19 protein-coding genes are annotated in these 22,532 nt (G+C 64.3%); 16 read left to right on the forward strand and 3 right to left on the reverse strand.

The window, feature by feature from the left end:
- Positions 1 to 134 precede the first annotated feature (134 nt).
- Positions 135 to 1,919 carry an acyl-CoA dehydrogenase gene (locus tag PMI40_RS14515; protein WP_008116708.1) on the forward strand — a complete coding sequence of 595 codons (1,785 nt, stop codon included), beginning with the start codon at positions 135 to 137 and terminating at the stop codon, positions 1,917 to 1,919.
- A 39-nt stretch (positions 1,920 to 1,958) separates the two neighbouring features.
- On the opposite strand, the gene PMI40_RS14520 is transcribed toward PMI40_RS14515, so the two are convergent.
- Positions 1,959 to 2,375, reverse strand: a complete 417-nt coding sequence (locus tag PMI40_RS14520; protein WP_008116710.1) for an NINE protein — start codon at positions 2,373 to 2,375, stop codon at positions 1,959 to 1,961.
- A gap of 223 nt (positions 2,376 to 2,598) precedes the next feature.
- Here PMI40_RS14520 and rpsP point away from each other — a divergent pair, with 223 nt between their 5' ends.
- The 11 genes from rpsP (at position 2,599) to trpS (ending at position 11,453) form a co-directional block, all read left to right on the forward strand.
- On the forward strand, positions 2,599 to 2,853 hold the full coding sequence (rpsP, locus tag PMI40_RS14525; protein ID WP_008116712.1) for a 30S ribosomal protein S16: 255 nt from the start codon (positions 2,599 to 2,601) through the stop codon (positions 2,851 to 2,853).
- Positions 2,854 to 2,907: 54 nt separating this feature from the next.
- Positions 2,908 to 3,480 carry a ribosome maturation factor RimM gene (gene rimM, locus PMI40_RS14530; RefSeq protein WP_040502091.1) on the forward strand — a complete coding sequence of 191 codons (573 nt, stop codon included), beginning with the start codon at positions 2,908 to 2,910 and terminating at the stop codon, positions 3,478 to 3,480.
- A gap of 76 nt (positions 3,481 to 3,556) precedes the next feature.
- Entirely contained in the window at positions 3,557 to 4,333 is a 777-nt protein-coding gene (gene trmD, locus PMI40_RS14535; protein WP_008116716.1) for a tRNA (guanosine(37)-N1)-methyltransferase TrmD, read from the forward strand.
- Positions 4,334 to 4,456: 123 nt separating this feature from the next.
- Positions 4,457 to 4,849 (forward strand): 50S ribosomal protein L19, encoded by a 393-nt coding sequence (gene rplS, locus PMI40_RS14540; RefSeq protein ID WP_008116718.1) that lies wholly within the window; start codon positions 4,457 to 4,459, stop codon positions 4,847 to 4,849.
- A 96-nt stretch (positions 4,850 to 4,945) separates the two neighbouring features.
- On the forward strand, positions 4,946 to 5,617 hold the full coding sequence (locus PMI40_RS14545) for a CoA pyrophosphatase (RefSeq protein ID WP_008116720.1): 672 nt from the start codon (positions 4,946 to 4,948) through the stop codon (positions 5,615 to 5,617).
- Positions 5,618 to 5,709: 92 nt separating this feature from the next.
- Positions 5,710 to 6,669 carry a CobD/CbiB family protein gene (locus PMI40_RS14550; RefSeq protein WP_008116722.1) on the forward strand — a complete coding sequence of 320 codons (960 nt, stop codon included), beginning with the start codon at positions 5,710 to 5,712 and terminating at the stop codon, positions 6,667 to 6,669.
- Between the two features lie 250 nt (positions 6,670 to 6,919).
- Complete coding sequence (locus PMI40_RS14555) at positions 6,920 to 7,264, forward strand: DUF3579 domain-containing protein (protein WP_008116724.1); 345 nt, start codon at positions 6,920 to 6,922, stop codon at positions 7,262 to 7,264.
- Positions 7,265 to 7,492: 228 nt separating this feature from the next.
- Entirely contained in the window at positions 7,493 to 8,881 is a 1,389-nt protein-coding gene (gene fumC / locus PMI40_RS14560) for a class II fumarate hydratase (protein ID WP_008116725.1), read from the forward strand.
- A 315-nt stretch (positions 8,882 to 9,196) separates the two neighbouring features.
- Positions 9,197 to 9,523, forward strand: coding sequence for a hypothetical protein (locus PMI40_RS14565; protein WP_008116727.1), 327 nt, complete (start codon positions 9,197 to 9,199; stop codon positions 9,521 to 9,523).
- 40 nt (positions 9,524 to 9,563) lie between these two features.
- Entirely contained in the window at positions 9,564 to 10,130 is a 567-nt protein-coding gene (locus tag PMI40_RS14570) for a glycine zipper family protein (RefSeq protein WP_008116729.1), read from the forward strand.
- A 261-nt stretch (positions 10,131 to 10,391) separates the two neighbouring features.
- A complete protein-coding gene (trpS, locus tag PMI40_RS14575) occupies positions 10,392 to 11,453 on the forward strand; it encodes a tryptophan--tRNA ligase (RefSeq protein ID WP_008116732.1) in 1,062 nt (353 codons plus the stop codon).
- Positions 11,454 to 11,498: 45 nt separating this feature from the next.
- On the opposite strand, the gene PMI40_RS14580 is transcribed toward trpS, so the two are convergent.
- Both PMI40_RS14580 and PMI40_RS14585 read right to left on the reverse strand, forming a co-directional pair.
- On the reverse strand, positions 11,499 to 12,866 hold the full coding sequence (locus PMI40_RS14580; protein WP_008116734.1) for an ATP-binding protein: 1,368 nt from the start codon (positions 12,864 to 12,866) through the stop codon (positions 11,499 to 11,501).
- Positions 12,863 to 13,600, reverse strand: coding sequence for a response regulator (locus PMI40_RS14585; RefSeq protein WP_008116737.1), 738 nt, complete (start codon positions 13,598 to 13,600; stop codon positions 12,863 to 12,865). Before PMI40_RS14585 ends, PMI40_RS14580 begins: the two co-directional genes overlap by 4 nt.
- 230 nt (positions 13,601 to 13,830) lie before the next feature.
- On the opposite strand from PMI40_RS14585, the gene PMI40_RS14590 reads away from it, so the two are divergent.
- The 4 genes from PMI40_RS14590 to PMI40_RS14605 all read left to right on the forward strand — a co-directional run bounded on the left by PMI40_RS14590 (position 13,831) and on the right by PMI40_RS14605 (position 22,518).
- Complete coding sequence (locus PMI40_RS14590; protein WP_008116739.1) at positions 13,831 to 14,382, forward strand: Spy/CpxP family protein refolding chaperone; 552 nt, start codon at positions 13,831 to 13,833, stop codon at positions 14,380 to 14,382.
- 208 nt (positions 14,383 to 14,590) lie between these two features.
- Positions 14,591 to 16,126: an MdtA/MuxA family multidrug efflux RND transporter periplasmic adaptor subunit gene (locus PMI40_RS14595; RefSeq protein ID WP_008116741.1), complete on the forward strand. Its 1,536-nt coding sequence runs from the start codon at positions 14,591 to 14,593 to the stop codon at positions 16,124 to 16,126.
- 9 nt (positions 16,127 to 16,135) lie between these two features.
- Entirely contained in the window at positions 16,136 to 19,279 is a 3,144-nt protein-coding gene (locus tag PMI40_RS14600) for an MdtB/MuxB family multidrug efflux RND transporter permease subunit (RefSeq protein WP_008116744.1), read from the forward strand.
- A 5-nt stretch (positions 19,280 to 19,284) separates the two neighbouring features.
- Complete coding sequence (locus PMI40_RS14605; RefSeq protein ID WP_008116746.1) at positions 19,285 to 22,518, forward strand: efflux RND transporter permease subunit; 3,234 nt, start codon at positions 19,285 to 19,287, stop codon at positions 22,516 to 22,518.
- The last annotated feature ends 14 nt before the right edge of the window (positions 22,519 to 22,532 follow it).

Below are 22,532 nucleotides of genomic sequence, written 5' to 3' on the forward strand. Positions count from 1 at the left end.
GGCTGATGCCGGGGTAATTCCATCGGCCGACACTTTTGCGGTGGAAGTTTTTTTAAGTGCAGCGACGCCAGATCGTGAGAACTCATTTCATCCCTATGCGTGAGCGATGAGTTCGAATTAGAGGAGAGACGACAATGACCTATACCGCGCCCCTGAAAGACATGCTGTTCGTCATGAACGAACTGGCCGGCTTGGCCGAGATCAACGCCATGCCGGGCTGTGAAGACGCCTCGCCCGAGACCGCCGAGGCGGTGCTCGAAGAGAACGCACGCTTTTGCAGCGAAGTGGTGGCACCCCTGAACCGTTCGGGCGACCAGCAACCCAGTACCTGGGCCGACGGCCATGTCACGACCAGCCCCGGCTTCAAGGAGGCCTTTGCCCAGTTCGGCGCGGCCGGTTGGCAGGGCGTGCAGCACCCGTTCGAATTTGGCGGCCAGGGCTTGCCCAAGTTGCTGGCCACGCCCTGCATCGAGATGCTCAACTCGGCCAACCTGGCCTTCGCGCTGTGCCCCTTGCTCACCGATGGCACCATCGAGGCCCTGATCACGGCCGGCAGCCAACGGCAGCAGCAAGCGTTCATCGCCAATTTCATCTCGGGCAAGTGGACCGGCACCATGAACCTGACCGAGCCGCAGGCCGGTTCCGACCTGGCGCTGGTGCGCACGCGGGCGGTACCCGAGGGCGACGGTACCTACAAGGTGTTCGGTACCAAGATCTTCATCACCTATGGCGAGCACGACATGGCCGACAACATCGTGCACCTGGTGCTGGCGCGCACGCCCGATGCACCCGAAGGGGTCAAGGGCATCTCGCTGTTCGTGGTACCCAAGTTCCTGGTCAACGAAGACGGCAGCCTGGGCGCCCGCAACGACGTGCATTGCGTGTCGATCGAACACAAGCTGGGCATCAAGGCCAGCCCGACGGCGGTGTTGCAGTTCGGCGACCATGGCGGTGCCATCGGCACGCTGGTGGGCGAGGAGAATCGCGGGCTGGAATACATGTTCATCATGATGAACGCGGCCCGCTTTGCGGTCGGCATCCAGGGGCTGGCGGTGTCGGAACGGGCCTACCAGCAGGCCGTCGCCTACGCCAAGGACCGCGTACAGTCGCGCGACCTGGCCGGCTCGCCAGGTCCGGTGACCATCATCCATCAACCGGACGTGCGACGCATGCTGATGACGATGCGGGCCCAGATCGAAGCCGCGCGCGCCCTGGCCTACGTGGCCGCGGCCAGTTCGGACGCGGCCCATCACCATCCGGACCAGGCCACCCGTGGTGCCAACCAGGCCTGTTATGAATATCTGGTGCCGATCGTCAAGGGCTGGTCCACCGAGCTGGCCATCGACGTCACGTCGACCGGGGTGCAGGTGCACGGCGGCATGGGGTTCATCGAAGAAACCGGTGCCGCCCAGCATTATCGCGATGCGCGCATCCTGTCGATCTATGAAGGCACCACCGCCATCCAGGCCAACGACCTGGTCGGTCGCAAGACCGCGCGCGACGGCGGGGCGGTCGCCAAGGGCTTGATCGGGCAGATCCGCAAGAGCGTGGGCGAACTGCAGGGCGACCCGCAGTTGCAGGCCATCGGCGTGCGGCTCGACGAGGCCGCCACGGCGCTGGAGCAGGTGGTCGATTTCGTGGTGGCCAACATCAAGGGCGACATCAAGGCGGTGTTCGCCGGCAGCGTGACCTACCTCAAGATGGCCGGCGTGGTGCTGGGCGGCTGGCAGATGGCGCGCGCGGCTGCCGTCGCGGTGGACCGGATCAAGGCAGGCGAGGGCGATATCGGGTTCTACCAGGCCAAGCTGGTGACGGCGCGCTTCTTTGCCGACCAGATCCTGCCGCAGGCGCTGGCCTATCGCACGGCCATCGTCGAGGGGGCACAGTCGGTGCTGGACCTGGACGAGGACCGTTTCTGAGCACCCAGGCACCGGCACCTGCCGGTGCCCGGCGTGCCGCTAGCCGAAGGCGCCACCGGTAAACAATAGATCGAAACTGCGCGCCAGCAGGGCGATCAGCCCCATCGCCGCGGCACCGGTGGTCAGCACCAGGATCACCGCCAGTATCCAGTGCGATTCGGACTGGCGTGCGCTGCCGGTGTTATGGCGCAGGTCCCATTTGTCGTCCGGGGTCAGCCCGATCACCAGCGCCTCGATGGCTGCGCACAGCATCGACACGATCAACGGCAACGCGGTAAATATCATCGCCGAGGCAGGCAAGGCCTGTGCCAGTGCCAGCGACAACGGCACCGACAGCACATGCAGCCAGCCGAAACGGTCGCGCCATCCATGCAGGTAGAAGCGATGCAGGCCGACGCCGCCCAGCGCGGCGGCGAGCAAAGTGCTGACAGTCTTGTTCTTGTGTGGTGTGGCCAATGCCGGCTCCTCGAGTTGACGGATCAGTATAGTCCAAGCCGGGCCAGTTCCCCGCTGGCAATTCCGAGGTGGTGTTTTGTTGATGGTTTGACACCTATATTGCTCCGCTGGCGCCGATGGCGCGTTGGATGTGTACACAAAAGCGGTAATCTGGTTGCCGCGCGGGGGCGAATCCCGTTATAATCTGCGGCTTTTCCGTGTCCGTATTCTTACTGGAATCATTATGGTCGTTATTCGTTTAGCACGTGGCGGCGCCAAAAAGCGTCCCTTCTACAACATCGTTGCAACTGATTCGCGCAATCGTCGCGATGGTCGTTTCATCGAGCGTATCGGCTTCTACAACCCGGTTGCATCGGGCAAGGAAGAAATCGTCCGTATCGCTGCAGATCGTCTGGCCCACTGGCAAGGCGTTGGCGCGCAACTGTCGCCGACCGTTGCTCGCCTGGTGGCCGATGCTGGCAAGAAGGCAGCAGCCTGATCGTTATCGACTGGCGCCTTCGGGCGCAGGACGTGAATCAGTTTGGTCTCATCCGTGAATAATTCAGTGCAGCCAGGTTTCTCCGCTCCCGACGACCTCGTGACCGTCGGGTATGTGACGGGAGCCTACGGCATCCAGGGATGGGTCAGGGTCAAGCCGTATTCGACCGACGCCGATGCCCTGCTCAGCGCCAAGACCTGGTGGTTGGATAAGCCGGGGACGCCTAAGCAGGATATCGAAGTCATGCAGTCCAAGGGGCACAGCGGCGATGTCGTGGCGCGCCTGGTCGGCGTGGCCGACCGCAATGCGGCCGAGGCGATGAAAGGCCATGTCGTCCACATTTCGCGCCGCCATTTTCCGGCGCTCGATGATGGCGAGTTCTACTGGGTCGACCTGATCGGCTTATCGGTCGAGAACCTGCAGGGCGTACAACTGGGCGTGGTGTCCGACATGATGGACAACGGCGCGCATCCCATCCTCAAGGTGGCGCGTGCACTGCCTGAAGCGGCCGATGGCAAGCCAGGCGCGAACCAGGCCGAGCAGTTGATCCCGTATGTCGACCAGTTCGTCAAGACGGTTCAGCTGCAACAGAAAAAAATCATCGTCGACTGGGACCTGGATTACTGACTGCGGTCAGTTTTTTCATTTCCGGTATGGCCTGTATGGGCACGGCGGTAACGGGATTCATGGAAATGGAGGCGTGATGCAGTTCGATGTCGTCACTCTGTTTCCCGAGATGTTTGCGGCCTTGTCGCAGTCCGGCATTACCCGTCGGGCGCTGGAGCAGAAGCGTTGGGGGCTGTCGCTGTGGAATCCACGCGATTTCACCACCGACAACCACCGCACCGTGGATGACCGGCCCTATGGCGGCGGCCCCGGCATGGTGATGTTGGCCAAGCCGCTGGAAGCCGCCATCGAGGCCGCTTGCGCACGCCAGCAGCAGCAGGGCCTGGCGCGTCCGCGGGTGATCTACCTGTCTCCGCAAGGCGCGCCGCTGACGCATCAGCGGGTGGTGCGCCTGGCGCAGGATAGTGGTGCGGTACTGCTGTGCGGTCGTTATGAAGCGATCGACCAGCGCCTGCTCGACAAGTGCGTCGACGAAGAAATCAGCATTGGCGACTTCGTGCTGTCGGGCGGCGAATTGCCGGCCATGGCACTGATGGATGCAGTCATCCGGCTGTTGCCTGGTGCCCTCAACGATGGCGCGTCGGCCGTCGAGGACAGCTTCGTCAATGGTTTGCTCGACTGTCCGCACTATACGCGGCCGGAAGAATACGACGGCGTGGCGGTGCCGCCGGTACTGATGGGCGGGCATCACGCAGAAATACAGAAATGGCGTCGCCAGCGTGCGCTGGAGGCGACCTGGGCCAAGCGCCCGGACCTGATCGAAAAAGCACGCCAACAGGCGTTGCTGAGCAAGTCCGACGAGAAGTTCTTGCGCGACCTGCCGCCAGCGGCGGGCAGCGCGATACCGAAGTAGCAAGGCAATACCCGCAGTAACGTGCAGCGGCACCAGCCGCTGTGAGTCAACCCCATCCTCTACTGGGCAATATGGTGTGCCTAGCGTGCACCAGCGCCAGCAAGATGGTTACAGGAGCATCAAATGGATCTGATCCAGCAACTCGAGCAAGAAGAGATCGCGCGTCTCAACAAGAACATCCCAGCTTTCGCCCCCGGTGACACCGTGATCGTGAGCGTGAACGTGGTCGAAGGCACCCGCAAGCGCGCCCAGGCCTACGAAGGCGTGGTGATTTCGCGTCGCAACCGTGGCTTGAACTCGAACTTCATCGTTCGCAAGATCTCGTCCGGTGAAGGCGTCGAGCGTACTTTCCAGTTGTACTCGCCGCTGATCGCTTCGATCGAAGTCAAGCGTCGTGGTGACGTGCGTCGTGCCAAGCTGTACTACCTGCGCGAACGTTCGGGCAAGTCGGCACGTATCAAGGAAAAGCTGCCAAGCCGCGCCGCCAAGGCCGCAGCTGCAGCAGCTGCAGAGTAATTTCCTGCATGCATGTGCTTCAAGAAAAAGGGGTGTCGCGAGACACCCCTTTTTTTGTCCCGGATTGCCTAGATCATTCGCCCAGTCGATAACATCGTGCCCAGTTTCGATCCTGTCAGCCTTCCCATCGACGCCGTCGCCGGCGAGGATGCGCTCATCGGCGAACGGCTGAGCGCCGATTGGCTGCGCCAACGCTTTGCCAATCCGCCACGCTGGGAACCCGAGAACAGCGGCGACCAGGCCGCGCGCATGGCCGACCCCAAGGCGCGTTTCAGGGCGGCTTCGGTATTGATGCCGATCGTGCTGCGCCCGGAAGGCCCGACCCTTTTGTTTACCCAGCGCACCGCCGACCTGAAGGACCATGCCGGGCAGATCAGCTTCCCCGGCGGGCGACGTGAAGACAGCGATGCCTCGGCCATCGATACCGCCCTGCGCGAAACGGAAGAAGAGATCGGACTGGCACGCCGCCACATCGAAGTCATCGGTACCCTGCCTGACTATTTCACCGGCACCGGCTATCGGGTCACGCCGGTGGCCGGGCTGATCACGCCGCCGTTCCAGACCGTGGCCGAAACCCGTGAAGTGGCCGAGATATTCGAAGTGCCGCTGGCGTTCCTGATGAATGGCGTCAATCACCAGCGCCGTTCGGTCGACCTGCCCGAACCGGTGGGTCGTCGCAGCTTCTACACCATGCCATACCAGCGCTATTTCATCTGGGGCGCCACCGCCGGCATGTTGCGCAACCTGTTCCACTTCCTGCGCGGCTGAACGGTGGGTTGACCTGCGTCAACCATCATTTGTTTGATTCCCCACAGGCACTGCGCTATCGTATGCCCTACGAGACCCCATAAGGCTGCTTGATGACATTTCTTTCTATTCTCTTTGCGCTGTTAATCGAACAACTCAAACCACTGCGTGCGGACAATCCGATTTATGCATCGATCAAGTCATTTGCCGGCAGTATAGAAGGCTGGTTCAATGCCGGTCATGCGCATCACGGGCGGCTGGGGTGGGCGGTCATGGTGGGGGCGCTGACCATTCCCGCCGCGCTGATCTATTGGCTGTGCCTGCGCATCAGCCCGGTGGCCGCCTTTGCGTGGAACGTGCTGATCGTCTACCTCACGCTGGGCTTTCGTCACTACAGCCATTACTTCACCTCGATCCAGCTGGCGCTCAACAGCGGTGACGAGATCACCGCGCGCGCGTTGCTGGGCGAATGGACCAAGCAGGACACCACCGGCATGGACGTGAGCGAGATCGCCCGCATTGCCTCCGAGCGCGCCTTGATCACCACCCATCGCCATGTGTTCGGCGTGTTCTTCTGGTTCCTGATGCCGGCCGGCCCGGCCCTGGCGGTGATGTATCGCGTCGCCGAATACCTGTCGCGCGCCTGGAACGAACCCGATCACATGCGCACCGAAGCCTTCGGTCGCTTTGCCGCCCGCGCCTTCTACTGGATCGACTGGATCCCGGCGCGCCTGACGGCAGCAGCCTTTGCCGTGGTGGGCAACTTCGAGGATGCGATCTACGCCTGGCGCAACTTCGCCAGCCGCTGGGACGACGAGGCGGCGGGCATCATCCTGGCCGCCGGTGGCGGCGCCATGGGGGTGCGGTTCGGCACGCCCAAGGAAGCCGCAGCCGGCATCATCCTGCCGGCCGATGCCGCCATGGTCGATACCCTGCCCGAGGAGACCGACGGCCTGCCCGGCGACACGCCGTCGCCGCGCACCCTGCAAAGCACCGTGGGACTGGTCTGGCGCGCATTGCTGCTGTGGATGTTCGTGCTGTTGCTGCTATCGGTGGCAGTGTGGATGGGCTGACAACTTGCCGCATGGAATCAAACGGGCTTCGGCCCGTTTGTTCCTTGCAGCGCAAGCCGTCCCGGCCCGGTATACTCGGTTCGATATCCGGAAGCCGGCTTGCGGCGTCACCAAGCGAAGTCTTCTATAAGATATAATACTCAGCGTCATTGGCACCCACGCAGCGATGCGAAGGCACCATGGCGTCAAGGGCTCCCGTCCGATCCGGACCAGGGCATTCGGTTGCAAGGGCTTTAGAAGAATTGCATGTATGGCTGATCCCATCAAACCCGACAACGCGCCAGCGCACGAATTCATCATCCTCGGCAAGACCTCGGACGGGCGGCAGTTTCGCCCCAGCGACTGGGCCGAGCGGCTGTGCGGCGTCATGTCGTGCTTTCGACCAGCGGGCTCCGGCGGGCGCAATGCACACCTGAAGTATTCCCCTTATGTCCTGCCCACGATGATCGATGGCGTGCGCTCGGTGGTGGTCAACCAGGCGCTGCGCGAGCTGGAACCGCTGGCCTATCATTTCGTGGTCAGCTTCGCCAAGGACAACGACCTGCAGGTGATCGACGCCTGTGTACTGCCCGATCCGGGCGCGCGCGGCAAATAACGACCAGTTTTCGTGGGGGCCGCACACTGCCTGGTGACGCGGCCCTGTTTTCAAGCATCTCTTATTGCTCAGCCGGTAGTGCCAAGCCAGAGCCGTACGGGGTTATCGGGCCGCAGTGGCCCATGGACCCGTTTCGCCAACAGGCCGCCCGCCCCGCATCGGGAGCCGGGCCATGCAAGCATCGTCCTGTTGGCGTGACAGGTTCTCCAACTTACGGAGAAACACGCAATGAAACATCGTATGGAGCGCGATACCTTTGGCCTGATCGAAGTGCCTGATGACCGGCTCTGGGGAGCGCAGACCGAACGCTCACTGCATCATTTCCATATCTCCACCGAACGCATGCCGACCGAGCTGATCGTGGCGCTGGCCTCGGTCAAGCGCGCCTGTGCCACGGTCAACCGCGATCTCGGCAAGCTCGACGCCAAGAAGGCCGATGCCATCATTGCCGCCGCCGACGAGGTGATCGCCGGGCGCCATCCGCTGGAGTTCCCGCTGTCGGTCTGGCAGACCGGCTCCGGCACCCAGAGCAACATGAACATGAACGAGGTGCTGGCCAATCGCGCCTCCGAGCTGCTCGGGGGCGTGCGCGGCGAAGAACGCCTGATCCACCCCAATGACGATGTCAACCGCAGCCAGTCGTCCAACGATATCTTCCCCACCGCCATGCACGTGGCCGCCTGCATGGCCGTGGCCACCGCCCTGATCCCGTCGATCCACAGGTTGCGCAGCACGCTGGAGGACAAGTCGAACCGCTTTGCCGACGTGGTCAAGATCGGCCGTACCCACCTGCAGGATGCCACGCCGTTGACGCTGGGCCAGGAGTTCTCGGGTTACGTGGCGCAACTGACGCATGCCGAAGGCGCCATCATCGCTACCTTGAACGGCATTTCCGAACTGGCCGCCGGTGGCACCGCCGTCGGCACCGGCCTCAATGCCCATCCCGAATTCGGTGAGCGGGTGGCGGCCGAACTGGCGCGCCACTTCGGTTTCCCGTTCAAGACCGCGCCCAACAAGTTCGCCGCGCTGGCCGGGCACGACGCGCTGGTGGCGGCCCATGGCGGCCTCAAGACGCTGGCGGCGGCATTGATGAAGATCGCCAACGACGTACGCTGGCTGGCCTCGGGCCCACGCTCCGGGTTGGGCGAGATCACCATCCCGGAGAACGAACCGGGCAGCTCGATCATGCCCGGCAAGGTCAATCCGACCCAGTGCGAGGCACTCACCATGCTGTGCGCCCAGGTGTTCGGCAACGACGTGGCGCTCAACATCGGGGGTGCGTCGGGCAATTTCGAACTGAACGTGTTCAAGCCGCTGATCGTGCATAACTTCCTGCAGAGCGTGCGGCTGCTGGCCGACGGCATGGCCAGCTTCGAAGAGCACTGCGCGCGCGGCATCGAAGCCAACCATGCCCGTATCGCCGACCTGATGGAGCGCTCCCTGATGCTGGTGACGGCGCTGGCACCGCACATCGGCTATGACAAGGCCGCCAAGATCGCCAAGCAGGCCCACCACGACGGCACCACCTTGAAGGAGACCGCGTTGGCGCTGGGATATGTCACCGAGCAACAGTTCAACGACTGGATCCAGCCGGCCGACATGACGCACCCCGGCTGAGCCAGTCGGCGCCGTCCTGGAGCGGCCAGGGCGTCATCGCCCTGGCCGCTTTTTTTTATGTGCTGTCGAGTTTGGAAACGGCGCTGCTCGGTCATCCGCCCACCCGTACCGGGCGTTGATTGCAAAGACGTGACAGCGCCATGTATAACAATATTGCGGCGAGTTACGAATTGAAACATCTTGCCGGGGCCGGGCAACCGCGGCGTATATTGTTCACATGCGCGCAGTGCGGCCACGGGCCGCATCGGGGCGGGGCCTGGCCGTTCAGGTGAGGTTGCCGCGGCAAGCATACAGAGACATTCCCAGAGGCAAAAAATGAAGAAACTGGCTGCAATCGGAATTTGTGGCGCACTCGCCGTGGCGGGCCTGATGGCCAGTGGCGCCAGCTACGCACACCCGCGTTTCTACGGTGGCGTGGTCATCGGCGGTCCGGTCTATTACCCACCGCCGGTCTACTACCCGCCGCCGGTGTATGTCGAGCGCGCGCCGCCACCGGTGTATGTCGAGCAGCCGCGCCAGGATTTCTGGTACTACTGCGCCGATACCCGTTCGTACTATCCCTATGTCCAGAATTGCCCCACGCCCTGGATGAAGGTGGTGCCGCATACGCCTGGCTCGCCCGGCGGGCCGCCTCCACAGTAATTCGCCAGTCAGTGCAGCTCTTGCTCTCAAAGGACAACAAGTGAAACCGATCTACAAGACAGCCACCACGGTGGCCACGCTGGGCGCATTGCTGGCGCTGGGCGGTTGTGTCAGCGTGCCGACCGGCCCCTCGGTGATGGCCATGCCGGGCAAGGACAAGAACTACGAGCAGTTCCGCGCCGAGCAGGCCCAGTGCCAGGCCTATGCCCAGGAAGCCATCGGCGGCCAGGCGCAGCAGACGCAGAACAATGCGGCCAACAGCGCCGCCGTCGGCACCGCCGTGGGTGCAGTGGCCGGCGCCCTGATCGGCGCGGCCTCCGGTAACGCCGGCGCGGGTGCCGCCATCGGCGCCGGCGGCGGCCTGCTGGTAGGCAGTGCCTCGGGCAGCAACGCTGCCGCCGGCGGCAACTACTCGATGCAGCAGCGCTATGACATGACTTATACGCAATGCATGTACAGCAAGGGCAACCAGGTCGAGCAGCCACGCCAGGCCACCGTCACCACCTACAGCTATCATCCGCGCCGGTATTATTATGCGCCGCCACCGCCACCGGGCTATTACGGCCCGCCACCGGCCTACTATGGTCCGCCCCCGGGCGCCTGGTAAGGACGCAGGCAAGCCAGCCAGACCGCATCCCCGGATGCGGTTTTTTATTGGCCGGGCGCGGCGCGCGGCGCACCATCGGGGGCGGCGATGCTATACTCGCGGCCATGCTTTTTCGACCTGCACAATTTCAGCATTGGTGGCGCGCCTGACCCGGGCGGCCCGTTTTCACGCAGTTTGACAATGTGAGGCCGCCGGTTCCGGCGGCTTTTTTGCGTCTGGACCCGGTGGCGTTCCAGATAATCGATACGACCAGGAATGACCATGTCCCAGAACGACACGAATCCCCAAACCGAGCAGCCCGCATCGGGCGCGGCGGCCACCCGGCCGGTGGTACTCACCGGCGACCGTCCGACCGGCCCCCTGCACCTGGGCCATTACATCGGTTCGCTCAAGTCGCGCGTGGCATTGCAGGAAACGGCGCAGCAGTTCCTGCTGCTGGCCGATACCCAGGCCATGACCGACAACGTCGGTCGCCACCAGAAAGTGACCGACAACGTCCTCGAAGTGGCGCTGGACTACCTGGCCGTAGGCATCGACCCCGACAAGACCACCATCTTCATCCAGTCGCAGGTACGCGAGCTCTATGAGCTGTCGATGGTGCTGCTCAACCTGGTGACGGTATCGCGCCTGGAGCGCAACCCCACCATCAAGGAAGAAATCCGCCTGCGCGGCTTCGAGCGCGATATCCCGGCCGGTTTCCTGACCTATCCGGTCAGCCAGGCGGCCGATATCACGGCCTTCAAGGGCCAACTGGTGCCGGTCGGCAGCGACCAGTTGCCGATGATCGAGCAAACCAACGAGTTGGTGCGCAAGTTCAACGCCACCGTCGAGCGCGAGGTGCTGGTCGAGTGCAAGGAAGTGCTGTCGGACATGGCGCGCCTGCCCGGCATCGATGGCAAGGCGAAGATGAGCAAGTCGCTGGGCAATGCGATACAGCTGGGCTCGAGCGCCGACGAGATCAAGCAGGCGGTACACCGCATGTACACCGACCCGAATCACCTGCGGGTGGCCGATCCGGGCCAGGTCGAAGGCAACGTGGTGTTCACCTTCCTGGACGCCTTCGATCCCGATCACGATGCGGTCGAGGAACTCAAGGCCCACTACCGCCGCGGTGGCCTGGGCGACAGCGTGGTCAAGCGCCGCCTGGAAGGCATCCTGCAGGAACTGATCGCACCGATCCGCGAGCGTCGCCAGCATTTTGCCCAGGACCGCGGCGAGGTGATGGCCATGCTCAAGCGCGGCACCGATCGCGCCAGCGCGGTGGCGGCCCAGACCATGTCCGAGGTCAACGCGGCACTGGGCCTGAATTACTTCGGTCGCTGACCAAGGCTCATGTTCGCGCCCTGGCGTGGGCCGGCGCGGGCAGTCCTATTTTTTCGCCGGCGTCATCACCGGCAGCTCCAGCAATACCTCCAATCCGCCATCGGGCAGGTTGCGCAGCCGCAATTGCCCCTGGTGGTTCTCGGCAATATTGAGGGCGATCGTCAGCCCCAGGCCGGTGCCGCCGGTGTCGCGTGAGCGCGAGGCTTCCAGCCGGTAGAACGGCTCGAACACCGATTCGAGCTCGGACGGTGGAATCCCCGGGCCCTGGTCGCAGATGCGGATGGCCACCTTCTGTTGTTCCAGTACTACCGACACCCGTGCCGACTGGCCGTACTTGCAGGCATTGTCGAGCAGGTTGGTCAGGCAGCGCCGCAATGCGCCCGGCTGGGCCAGCACGAAGGCGCGGGTGGTGCCGTCCAGGGTCACGTCCTGGCCGGCATCGGCGGCATCGGCGCAGACGCTGTCGAGCAGCGAATCGATATCGAGCGCCTGCCTCTTCTCGGACGAATCCATGCTGCGCGCCAGGTCCAGCCCTTCGCGCACCATCTGCTGCATCACCGCCAGGTCATCCACCAGCTTTTGCCGCAATTGCGCATCGTCGACCTTTTCCAGTCGCAGCCGCAAGCGCGTCAGGGGCGTCTGCAGGTCATGCGTGATGGCCGCCAGCATGTGGGTGCGATGCTGGATCTGGCGCCGGATACGGCCCTGCATGGCATTGAAGGCATGCGCGGCCAGGCGGATCTCGGTGGGACCGGTCTCGGCCAGCGGCGCGCGGTCGATGTCACCGCCCAGCGCCGTGGCCGCGTGCGCCAGCTTGCGGATGGGGCTGGTCGCCATGCGTGCCACCAGGTACGCCAGGATCGCGATCAAGACCAGGAACAAGGCAATGTACTGCAATCCGAAGGGGCCGCCCTGGGCGTGGCCGCGCAGCACCGGTGGCTCGCTGGGCTGGTGCAGCCGCAAGCGCATCAATGCGTGATCGTGCAGGCTGACGTAGACCACCCGGCATGATTCGCGGCGCGGGCCTTCGCGCGCGCCGGGCCGGGGCGCGCATTCGGTCTCGCGCTGTACCGCGATCTTGCGCTCGGCGCCCAGGCGCGACTGCAACATCTCCTGTACCGGGGTGGTGCTGGCATTGGCGCCGACGGCGTCGTTCATGTCGTCCACCATGCGCGCCTCGAAGCCGAAGTTGGCGGCCGCCTGCAGCACGATGGGGCGCTGTTCGGGTGGGATGTCGTCAACCGCCTGGACAATCTGTTCGATGCGGTCGGCCAGGTGCGCAAAGCGCAACTCGCGCAGCGAGTTCTTGCGCTCGTTGGTAGCCAGCCAGGTGGTGGCCACTACCGCCAGCACCACGCCGGCCAGCAGCAGCACGAACATGCGATTGCCGATGGAACCGATGAAATTGCTCATGTCGCATGTCCCGCGCCCTCGGCCGTGACGGTGGTGGCCAGGACATAGCCCTCGTTGCGCACGGTCTTGATGATCACCGGCGTGCGCGCATCGTCGCCCAGTTTCTGGCGCAGGCGGCTGATCTGGATATCCACCGAGCGGTCGAATGGATCGGATTCGCGACCCTGTGTCAGTTCCAGCAACTGGTCGCGGTTGAGCACCCGGTTGGGATGGTCCAGGAACACCTTGAGCAAGCGGAACTCGGCCCCCGACAGCGCCACCACCACGCCCTGCGGGCTCAGCAGGTGGCGCGCGGTCAGGTCCAGGTTCCATTGCGCGAAACGCATCATCACCACGTCGGCCTGGGCCATGTTGGGGGGCAGGGCCTGGGTGCGACGCAGTACGCTGCGTATGCGCGCAAACAGCTCGCGTGGCTCGAACGGCTTGGCCAGGTAATCGTCGGCGCCCATCTCCAGCCCGAGGATGCGGTCCAGCGGTTCGCCGCGCGCCGTGAGCATGATCACCGGCACGTTCGAACTGGCGCGCAGGTTGCGGCACAGCGTCAGGCCGTCCTCGCCGGGCAGGGTCAGGTCGAGCACGATCAGGTCCACCCTGGATTCTTCCAGCGTGCGCCGCATCTCGGCGCCGTTGGTGGCCGTGAGCGTACGCAAGCCGTTACTGTCGAGGTACTCGGCCAGCAAGGTGCGGATCTCGCGGTCATCGTCGACCACCAGGATGTGAGTATTTGTATCCATGAAAACCCTCTTCGATAAAGCACAACCGCATTATGCCCAAAGACTTTGGGCCGATAAGGCGGCTTTGTATCGGCTCTTAACAAGTGAGCGGTTAGACATGAAACGATACCTGGCGGCCTGCGCCATATACAAAACGATACAAAAGCCCGGGCCCGGGAAAGATTGGCGATACACGCCGCCGGTTTAATGGGAACCGTGCAAAGACAGCACGACATTCAAAGGAGCAAATCATGTTGAAGATCAAGACCCGCATCCTGGCCGGCATCGCCGCCGTGAGCATCAGCGCCGTGAGCGTGGCCGCAATGGCCCAGACACCGCCGCCGCCGGATGGCCCGCACGGTCGCGCTCCCAGCGCCGAGCAGATCGCCAGGTTCGAACAGATGCGCAGCAAGCACCAGGCGCAACTGCACGACAAGCTCAAGATCACCTCGGCCCAGGAAGCAGGCTGGAAGCTGTTCCTGGACAAGACCAAGCCGGCCCCGTTCGACGCCGCCCAGCGTCCCGACCGGCAGGAGTACGCCAAGCTGAGCACCCCGGAACGGCTGGACAAGAAGCTGGAAATGATGCGCAAGCGCGAATCCTTCGCCGAACAGCGCATCGCCGCCACCAAGGAGTTCTACGCCACCCTGTCGCCCGAACAGCAAAAGACCTTCGATGCCGAGTTCGACAAGATGGAACGCCACCGCTTCGAGCACTTCCGTCACGGTCACGACGGCCGCAAGGGCCCGCCACATGGCCCTGGCAAGCCAGACGGCGAGGCTCCCGCCCCGGCCGCCAAGTAAGCACGCAGTGCTCACAGCAAAAGCCTTGCGGCCCCGGCCGCAGGGCTTTTTCATGTGATCAGTGCAGCCACGCCGATATTTAACGGGTTTTTGCCCCGTTGTTACCCGTGCGTCGCGGCCGTTTGCTCGGTACACTGCCTGCCTTCACTGTGCGCGCAGGTTTTATCGGTGCCAGAGACATTTCAGCGTAGGTACGTTGGTTTCCAAAATGACAAATACAGCAAATTCCGGGCAGCAACCTCCTTCCACACCCAACGCCAGGGGCAGCATCCTGCGGCGCTGGTGGTTCTGGGTCATCGTGCTGGCGCTGGTGGCCGGCGGCGGCTACAAGTTCTGGACCAAGAAAAAGGCCGAGCAGGCACAGGCGGCGGCCATGGGCGGCAGCGGCGGGCCTGCCGCCGGCGGGCCGCGCCGTGCCGGCGCCGGCGGTCCCGGCGCCAACCTCGCGATGCCGCCCACGCCGGTCGGGGTGGCGCGGGCCCAGGTGCAGAATGTCGATGTCTATCTCAACGGCCTGGGATCGGTCACGCCCACGGCCACCGCCACGGTGCGCGCACGGGTCGATGGCCAGTTGCAGAAACTGCATTACCAGGAAGGGCAAATGGTCAAGGCCGGCGACCTGCTGGCCGAGATCGATCCGCGTACCTTGCAGGTGGCGGTGACCCAGGCCGAAGGCCAGCTGGCGCGCGACCGGGCCCTGCTCGACTCGGCCAGGATCGACCTCAAGCGCTACCAGACGCTGCTGGCCCAGGACTCCATCGCCAGCCAGCAGGTCGATACCCAGGCCGCACTGGTGAAGCAATACGAAGGCACCGTCAAGGCCGACGAAGGGGCGGTTGCCAGCGCCAGGCTGCAACTGTCGTTCGCGCGCGTGACTGCACCGATCAGTGGACGGCTGGGCCTGAAGCAGGCCGATGTCGGTAACAACATCACCACCAGCGACACCAACGGGCTGGTGATCATTACCCAGTTGCAGCCGATCACCGCCATCTTCAGCATTCCCGAAGACAATATCCCCAGCGTGCTGCGCCAGCTGCAGGGCCAGCGCAAATTGCCGACCCAGGCATGGGACCGGGAACAGAAGAAGAAGCTGGCCGATGGCGTGCTGCTGACCATCGACAACGTGGTCGATGCCACCACCGGCACGGTCAAGCTCAAGGCGCAATTTCCCAATACCGACTTCGCGCTGTTTCCCAGCCAGTTCGTCAATATCCGGCTGCTGCTCAATACCGAGCAAAACGCCATCGTGATCCCGACCGCGGCCATCCAGCGTGGCGCCAAGGGACTGTTCGTCTACGTGGTCAAGCAGGACGGCACGGTCACCGTGCGTAATATCAAGACCGGCGCGGTGCAGGGCGACCTGACCGCGATCACCGAGGGCGTCGCCGCCGGTGAAACGGTGGTCATCGATGGCCTGGACCGCCTGCGCGAAGGCGCCAAGGTCGAGGCCGTCACCCGCGGTGGCGCCGACGACCCGGCCAACAAGCCGGTGGCCGACAACCCGCGCCCCCATGGCAGGCGCCAGGGGCAGGGCGGGCAGGGCGAGATGTCGGCCGAGCAACGCCAGCAGCGCTGGGCCGAGCTCAACCGTCGCATCGACGCCGGTGAATTCGGCGAAGAGATCAAGAAGCTGCCCGAAGACCAGCGGCGCCAGAAGATGATGGAACTGCGTCGCCAGCAGGGCGGCAACGGCAGTGGCAGTGGCAATGGCGCCGCGGCGGCGCCAGCGCCAGCCGGCAAATAAGGCGCCGGCATGAATCCCTCGCGCCAGTTCATCCTGCGGCCGGTCGCCACATCCCTGTTGATGCTGGCGATCCTGCTGGTGGGTATCGTTGCCTATCGCATGTTGCCGTTGTCGGCCCTGCCCGAGGTCGATTACCCGACCATCCAGGTGACCACCTTGTATCCCGGTGCCAGTCCCGACGTCATGACCTCGTCGGTGACCGCGCCGCTGGAACGCCAGTTCGGCCAGATGCCGGGCCTGAAGCAGATGTCGTCGACCAGTTCGGGCGGCGCCTCGGTGATCACCTTGCAGTTCAACCTCGATCTCAACCTCGACATCGCCGAGCAGGAGGTGCAGGCCGCCATCAACGCCGGCGGCAACCTGTTGCCGTCGGACTTGCCGATGCCGCCGGTCTACAGCAAGGTCAATCCGGCCGATACGCCCATCCTGACGCTGGCGGTGACTTCCAGCACCATGCCGCTGCCCAAGGTACAGGACCTGATCGACACCCGGCTGGCGCAGAAGATATCGCAAGTCTCCGGGGTCGGCCTGGTGAGCCTGTCGGGTGGCCAGCGACCAGCCGTGCGCATGCAGCTCAACCCGCGCGCCATCGCCGCGCTGGGCCTGAACCTGGACGATATCCGCACCGCCATCGGCAATGCCAACGTGAACCAGGCCAAGGGCAGTTTCGACGGCCCCACGCGCGCTTCCACGATCGACGCCAACGACCAGTTGCGCTCGGCCGACGAGTACCGCAAGCTGATCATCGCCTACAAGAACGGCGCACCGATCAGGGTCTCGGACGTGGCCGAGGTGGTCGACGGCGCCGAGAACGTGCGCCTGGGCGCCTGGGCCAACGCGCAGCCGGCCGTGATCGTCAACATCCAGCGCCAGCCCGGTGCCAATGTCATCGCCGTGGTCGACAGCATCAAGACCCTGCTGCCACAGCTGCAGGCCAGCCTGCCCGGCGCCATCGACGTCAAGATCCTGACCGATCGCACCACCACCATCCGCTCGTCGGTATCGGACGTGAAGTTCGAGCTGCTGCTGTCGGTGGTGCTGGTGGTGATGGTGATCTTCGTGTTCCTGCGCAATGTCCCCGCCACCATCATCCCCAGCGTGGCGGTGCCGTTGTCGCTGGTGGGTACCTTTGCGGTGATGTACGTGGCCGGTTTCTCGATCAACAACCTGACCCTCATGGCGCTGACCATCGCCACCGGTTTCGTGGTCGACGACGCCATCGTCATGATCGAGAACATCTCGCGCTACATCGAAGAAGGCATGAAGCCGATGCAGGCCGCGCTCAAGGGCGCCGAGCAGATCGGTTTCACCATCATCTCGCTGACCTTCTCGCTCATCGCGGTGCTGATCCCGCTCTTGTTCATGGGCGACGTGGTAGGCCGGCTGTTCCACGAATTCGCGGTCACCCTGGCGGTGTCGATCCTGATCTCGGCCGTGGTGTCGCTGACCCTGACGCCGATGATGTGCGCGCGCCTGCTGCGCCACGTACCCGACGAGCAGCAGGGCTGGTTCTATCACAAGAGCCAGCTCTTCTTCGACCGCATCATTGCGCGCTACGGCGTCATGCTGGAATGGGTGCTGCAGCGCCAGAAGCTGACCCTGGCCGTGGCCGTGGGCACCCTGGCGCTGACCGCGTTGCTGTATGTGTTCGTGCCCAAGGGGTTCTTCCCGCTGCAGGATACCGGCGTCATCCAGGGCATTTCCGAAGCCACCCAGTCGATTTCGTTCGGCGCCATGGGCCAGCGCCAGCAGGCGCTGGCCAAGGTGGTGCTGGAAGACCCGGCGGTCGACAGCCTGTCGTCCTTCATCGGGGTCGACGGCACCAATGCCACGCTCAACAGCGGGCGCATGCTGATCAACCTCAAGCCGCACGACAGCCGCGACGTCTCGGCCTCGGACGTGATCCGCCGCCTGCAACCCAAGCTGGCCCAGCAGGTGCCGGGCGTGACCCTGTACATGCAACCGGTGCAGGACCTGACCATCGAGGACAGCGTCTCGCGCACCCAGTACCAGTTTTCGCTGGAAGACGCCGACCCGGACGTGCTCAGCACCTGGGTGCCCAAGCTCATCGAGCGCCTGCAACGGGTACCCGAGTTGGCCGATGTCGCCACCAACCTGCAAGACAAGGGTTTGCAGGCCTATATCCAGATCGACCGCGACGCCGCCTCGCGCCTGGGCATCACCACCGCCGCCATCGACAACGCGCTCTACAACGCCTTCGGCCAGCGCCTGATCTCGACCATCTATACCCAATCGAACCAGTACCGGGTGGTGATGGAGGTCAAGCCCGAGTTCCAGCGCGGTCCACAGGCGCTCGACAGCATCTACCTGGTGACCTCGGCCGGCAACCAGGTACCGTTGTCGTCGATTGCCACCGTCACCGAGCGCACAGCGCCACTGGTGGTGAACCATATCGGCCAGTTCCCGGCCGCCACCGTGTCGTTCAACCTGGCTTCAGGCGCATCGCTGGGCGAAGCGGTCAAGGCGATCAAGGCGGCCGAGCTCGAGATCGGCATGCCGTCATCTACCGTGACCAACTTCCAGGGTGCAGCGCTGGCGTTCCAGGCTTCGCTGTCGAACACGCTGTGGCTGATCCTGGCGGCGGTGGTAACCATGTACATCGTGCTGGGCGTGCTCTACGAGAGCTACATCCATCCCATCACGATCCTGTCGACGCTGCCCTCGGCGGGGGTGGGTGCGCTGCTGTCGCTGATGATCTCGCGCACCGACCTGGGCATCATCGGCATCATCGGCATCATCCTGCTCATCGGTATCGTCAAGAAGAACGCCATCATGATGATCGACTTTGCGCTGGAGGCCGAGCGCCACCAGGGCAAGACCCCGCGCGAGGCGATCTTCCAGGCCTGCCTGTTGCGGTTCCGGCCGATCCTGATGACCACCATGGCGGCCCTGCTCGGTGCCTTGCCGCTGATGCTGGGCACCGGCGTCGGCTCGGAGCTGCGCCAGCCGCTGGGCATCACCATGGTCGGTGGCCTGTTGGTGTCGCAGGTGCTGACGCTGTTCACCACGCCGGTGATCTATCTTGCCTTCGATGGCCTGGCGCGTCGGCTGCGCCAGCGCTTCGGCCAGGCCGACGCCGGCCATGACGACGACGGCCAGGGCCGCTCGCCTTCCTTGCCGCCGGCGGTGTGACGGGCATGAACATCTCGCTTCCCTTCATCGCCCGGCCCATCGCCACCACCCTCTTGACCATCGGCATCGCGTTGGCCGGCATCGTGGCGTTCAAGCTGCTGCCGGTGTCGCCGCTGCCGCAGGTCGATTACCCGACCATCTCGATCTCGGCCTCGATGCCCGGTGCCAGCCCCGAGACCATGGCCGCGACCGTGGCCACGCCGCTCGAGCGGGCCATGGGCGCCATCGCCGGCGTGACCGAGATGACATCGACCAGTTCGCAGAACTCGACCCGCATCACGCTGCAGTTTGCCCTCACCCGCGACATCGATGGCGCCGCCCGCGACGTCCAGGCCGCCCTCAATGCGGCACGCAACCTGCTGCCTACCGGCATGCCGAGCAACCCGACCTACCGCAAGGTCAATCCGGCCGATGCGCCGGTGATGATCCTGGCGATGACCTCGGACACCATGACCCAGGGCCAGATGTACGACGCGGCCGACAGCATCGTGGCGCAGAAACTGTCGCAGGTGCGCGGGGTAGGGCAGGTCAGCGTGGGCGGCAGTTCGCAGCCTGCCGTACGGATCGAGCTCAACCCGACCGCGCTCAACAAGTACGGCATCGGGACGGCCGACGTGCGCACCGCGATCGCCGCCACCAATGCCAATCGTCCCAAGGGCCTGCTGGAGGATGGCCAGCGCAGCTGGCAGATCTATGCCAACGACCAGGCCGGCACCGCCGCCGAATATGCGCCGCTGATCGTGTCCTATCGCAATGGCACGCCGGTGCGGGTGCGCGACGTGGCCGAGATCCGCGATTCGGTGGCCGACGTGCGCAACTACGGTTCGTCCAACGGCAAGCCGTCGGTGCTGGTGATCATCAACCGCCAGCCCGGCGCCAACATCATCGATACCGTCGACAGCGTCAATGCGCTGCTGCCGCAATTGCAGGCATCGATCCCGGCGGCCATCGACATGAAGGTGGTGATGGATCGCACGCCCACCATCCGCGCCTCGCTGAAAGAGACCGAATTCACGCTGATCCTGTCGGTGGCGCTGGTGATCATGGTGGTGTTCCTGTTCCTGCGCAACCTGCGGGCCACGCTGATCCCGGCGGTGGCGGTGCCGGTATCGTTGATCGGTACCTTCGGCGTGATGTACCTGGCCGGCTTCAGCCTGGACAACCTGTCGCTGATGGCCTTGACGATCGCCACCGGGTTCGTCGTCGATGACGCCATCGTGGTATTGGAAAACATCTCGCGCCATATCGAAGCCGGCATGAAGCCGGTCAAGGCGGCGTTGCTGGGTGCGCGCGAGGTCGGCTTCACGGTGCTGTCGATGAGCATCTCGCTCATTGCCGTATTCATCCCCATCCTGCTCATGGAAGGCATCGTCGGTCGCCTGTTCCGCGAATTCGCCATCACCCTGTCGGTGGCGATCCTGGTGTCGCTGGTGATTTCGCTCACCACCACGCCGATGATGTGCGCGGTGCTGCTGCGACACGATCCGCGCAGCGAAGAAGAACGCGCCCGCGCGCGGCATCCGTTGCTGCAGAGATGGATGACCCAGGTCGAGGCCATCTTCGACGACATGCTGCTGGCCTACCGCCGCTCGCTCGGTTGGGCGCTGCGGGCGGCGCCACTGATGCTGCTGATCCTGCTGGCCACCGTGGCGCTGAACGTCTACCTGTACAAGGCCATTCCCAAGGGTTTCTTCCCGCAGCAGGATACCGGGCGCCTGATCGGCGGCATCCGCGGCGACCAGGCCATCTCGTTCCAGGCCATGAAGGTCAAGCTTGCCGAGTTCATCGACATCGTCAAGCAGGACCCGGCGGTGGCCGACGTGGTGGCGTTTACCGGCGGCCAGCGGCGCAACGGGGGCAACATGTTCGTCACGCTCAAACCCTTGTCCGAGCGTCGTGCGTCGGCCGACCAGGTGATTGCACGCTTGCGCATGAAGCTGGCCAAGGTGGCCGGCGCGCGGGTGTTCCTGGTGCCGGTGCAGGACATCCGCGTGGGCGCGCGCCAGAGCGATTCGCAGTACGAGTATTCGCTCAAGTCGGACGACGTGGCGCTGCTGCGGCAGTGGGAACCGAAGATCCGCCAGGCCTTTTCCGAGCTCAAGGAACTGGAGGATGTCAGCACCGACCAGCAGGACAACGGCCTGCAGACCACGCTCACCATCGACCGCGAGGGCGCCATCCGGGCCGGGGTCACGCCGCAGTTGATCGACGCCACGCTGTCGGACCTGTTCGGCCAGCGCCAGATATCGACCATCTACAGTGGCATGAACCAGTACCATGTGGTGATGGAAGCCGCGCCGCAGTACTGGCAAAGCCCCGAGATTTTGAAGGACACCTACGTCAGCCTGGCCGCGTCGAGCAACCTGTCGCCGACCACCTCGACCCTGTCGACGCCGCCGGCGCTGTCGGCCGCCGGCAAGCTCAATTCCAACAGCGGCCTGGCGCAGACCATTTCCACGGCGGCCTCGCGCCAGGTGCCGCTGGCCAGCTTCGCCAGTTTCGCGCCGACCACGACCGCCCTGTCGGTGAGCCACGAAGGGCAGTTCGTGGCGTCCACGCTGTCGTTCAACCTGGCCGAAGGGGTGTCGCTGTCGCAGGCCACCGCCGCCATCGACCGCGCCATGTCGTCGCTGGGCGTGCCCACCAGCGTACACGGCACCTTCGCCGGCACCGCCAACGCCTTCCAGTCGTCGTTGTCGTCGCAGCCGTTGCTGATCCTTACGGCGCTGTTGGCGGTGTATATCGTGCTGGGCATCCTGTACGAAAGCCTGATCCACCCCATCACCATCATTTCGACGCTGCCCTCGGCCGGGGTCGGCGCCTTGCTGGCGCTGCTGCTGACCGGGACCGATTTCAGCCTGATCGCGCTGATCGGGGTGATCCTGTTGATCGGCATCGTCAAGAAGAACGCCATCATGATGATCGACTTCGCGCTGGACGCCGAACGCAATCGCGGCCTGTCGCCGCGCGATGCCATCTTCGAGGCCTGCCTGCTGCGATTCAGGCCGATCATGATGACCACCATGGCCGCGCTGCTGGGTGCCATCCCGCTGGCTCTCGGCCGCGGCGACGGCGCCGAGCTGCGCCAGCCGCTGGGTATTGCCATCGTCGGTGGCCTGGTGGTGAGCCAGTTGCTCACGCTCTACACCACGCCGGTGGTGTACCTGACCATGGAACGCCTGCGCGCCTGGAGCCAACGCCGCTTCGGCCGCAAGAACACCGAAACCTCGGCCGCCTGAGGCCTGGAGACTCG

The sequence above is a fragment of the Herbaspirillum sp. YR522 genome, from assembly GCF_000282575.1.
Classification (GTDB): Bacteria; Pseudomonadota; Gammaproteobacteria; order Burkholderiales; family Burkholderiaceae_D; genus Herbaspirillum.

Excerpts from the sequence above, each read along its gene's own strand:
- PMI40_RS14515 (WP_008116708.1), top strand. The coding sequence starts at position 135 with ATGACCTATACCGCGCCCCTGAAAGACATGCTGTTCGTCATGAACGAA.
- rpsP (WP_008116712.1), top strand. The coding sequence starts at position 2,599 with ATGGTCGTTATTCGTTTAGCACGTGGCGGCGCCAAAAAGCGTCCCTTC.
- trmD (WP_008116716.1), top strand. The coding sequence starts at position 3,557 with ATGCAGTTCGATGTCGTCACTCTGTTTCCCGAGATGTTTGCGGCCTTG.
- rplS (WP_008116718.1), top strand. The coding sequence starts at position 4,457 with ATGGATCTGATCCAGCAACTCGAGCAAGAAGAGATCGCGCGTCTCAAC.
- PMI40_RS14550 (WP_008116722.1), top strand. The coding sequence starts at position 5,710 with ATGACATTTCTTTCTATTCTCTTTGCGCTGTTAATCGAACAACTCAAA.
- PMI40_RS14555 (WP_008116724.1), top strand. The coding sequence starts at position 6,920 with ATGGCTGATCCCATCAAACCCGACAACGCGCCAGCGCACGAATTCATC.
- fumC (WP_008116725.1), top strand. The coding sequence starts at position 7,493 with ATGAAACATCGTATGGAGCGCGATACCTTTGGCCTGATCGAAGTGCCT.
- PMI40_RS14565 (WP_008116727.1), top strand. The coding sequence starts at position 9,197 with ATGAAGAAACTGGCTGCAATCGGAATTTGTGGCGCACTCGCCGTGGCG.
- trpS (WP_008116732.1), top strand. The coding sequence starts at position 10,392 with ATGTCCCAGAACGACACGAATCCCCAAACCGAGCAGCCCGCATCGGGC.
- PMI40_RS14580 (WP_008116734.1), bottom strand. The coding sequence starts at position 12,866 with ATGAGCAATTTCATCGGTTCCATCGGCAATCGCATGTTCGTGCTGCTG.
- PMI40_RS14585 (WP_008116737.1), bottom strand. The coding sequence starts at position 13,600 with ATGGATACAAATACTCACATCCTGGTGGTCGACGATGACCGCGAGATC.
- PMI40_RS14590 (WP_008116739.1), top strand. The coding sequence starts at position 13,831 with ATGTTGAAGATCAAGACCCGCATCCTGGCCGGCATCGCCGCCGTGAGC.
- PMI40_RS14595 (WP_008116741.1), top strand. The coding sequence starts at position 14,591 with ATGACAAATACAGCAAATTCCGGGCAGCAACCTCCTTCCACACCCAAC.
- PMI40_RS14600 (WP_008116744.1), top strand. The coding sequence starts at position 16,136 with ATGAATCCCTCGCGCCAGTTCATCCTGCGGCCGGTCGCCACATCCCTG.
- PMI40_RS14605 (WP_008116746.1), top strand. The coding sequence starts at position 19,285 with ATGAACATCTCGCTTCCCTTCATCGCCCGGCCCATCGCCACCACCCTC.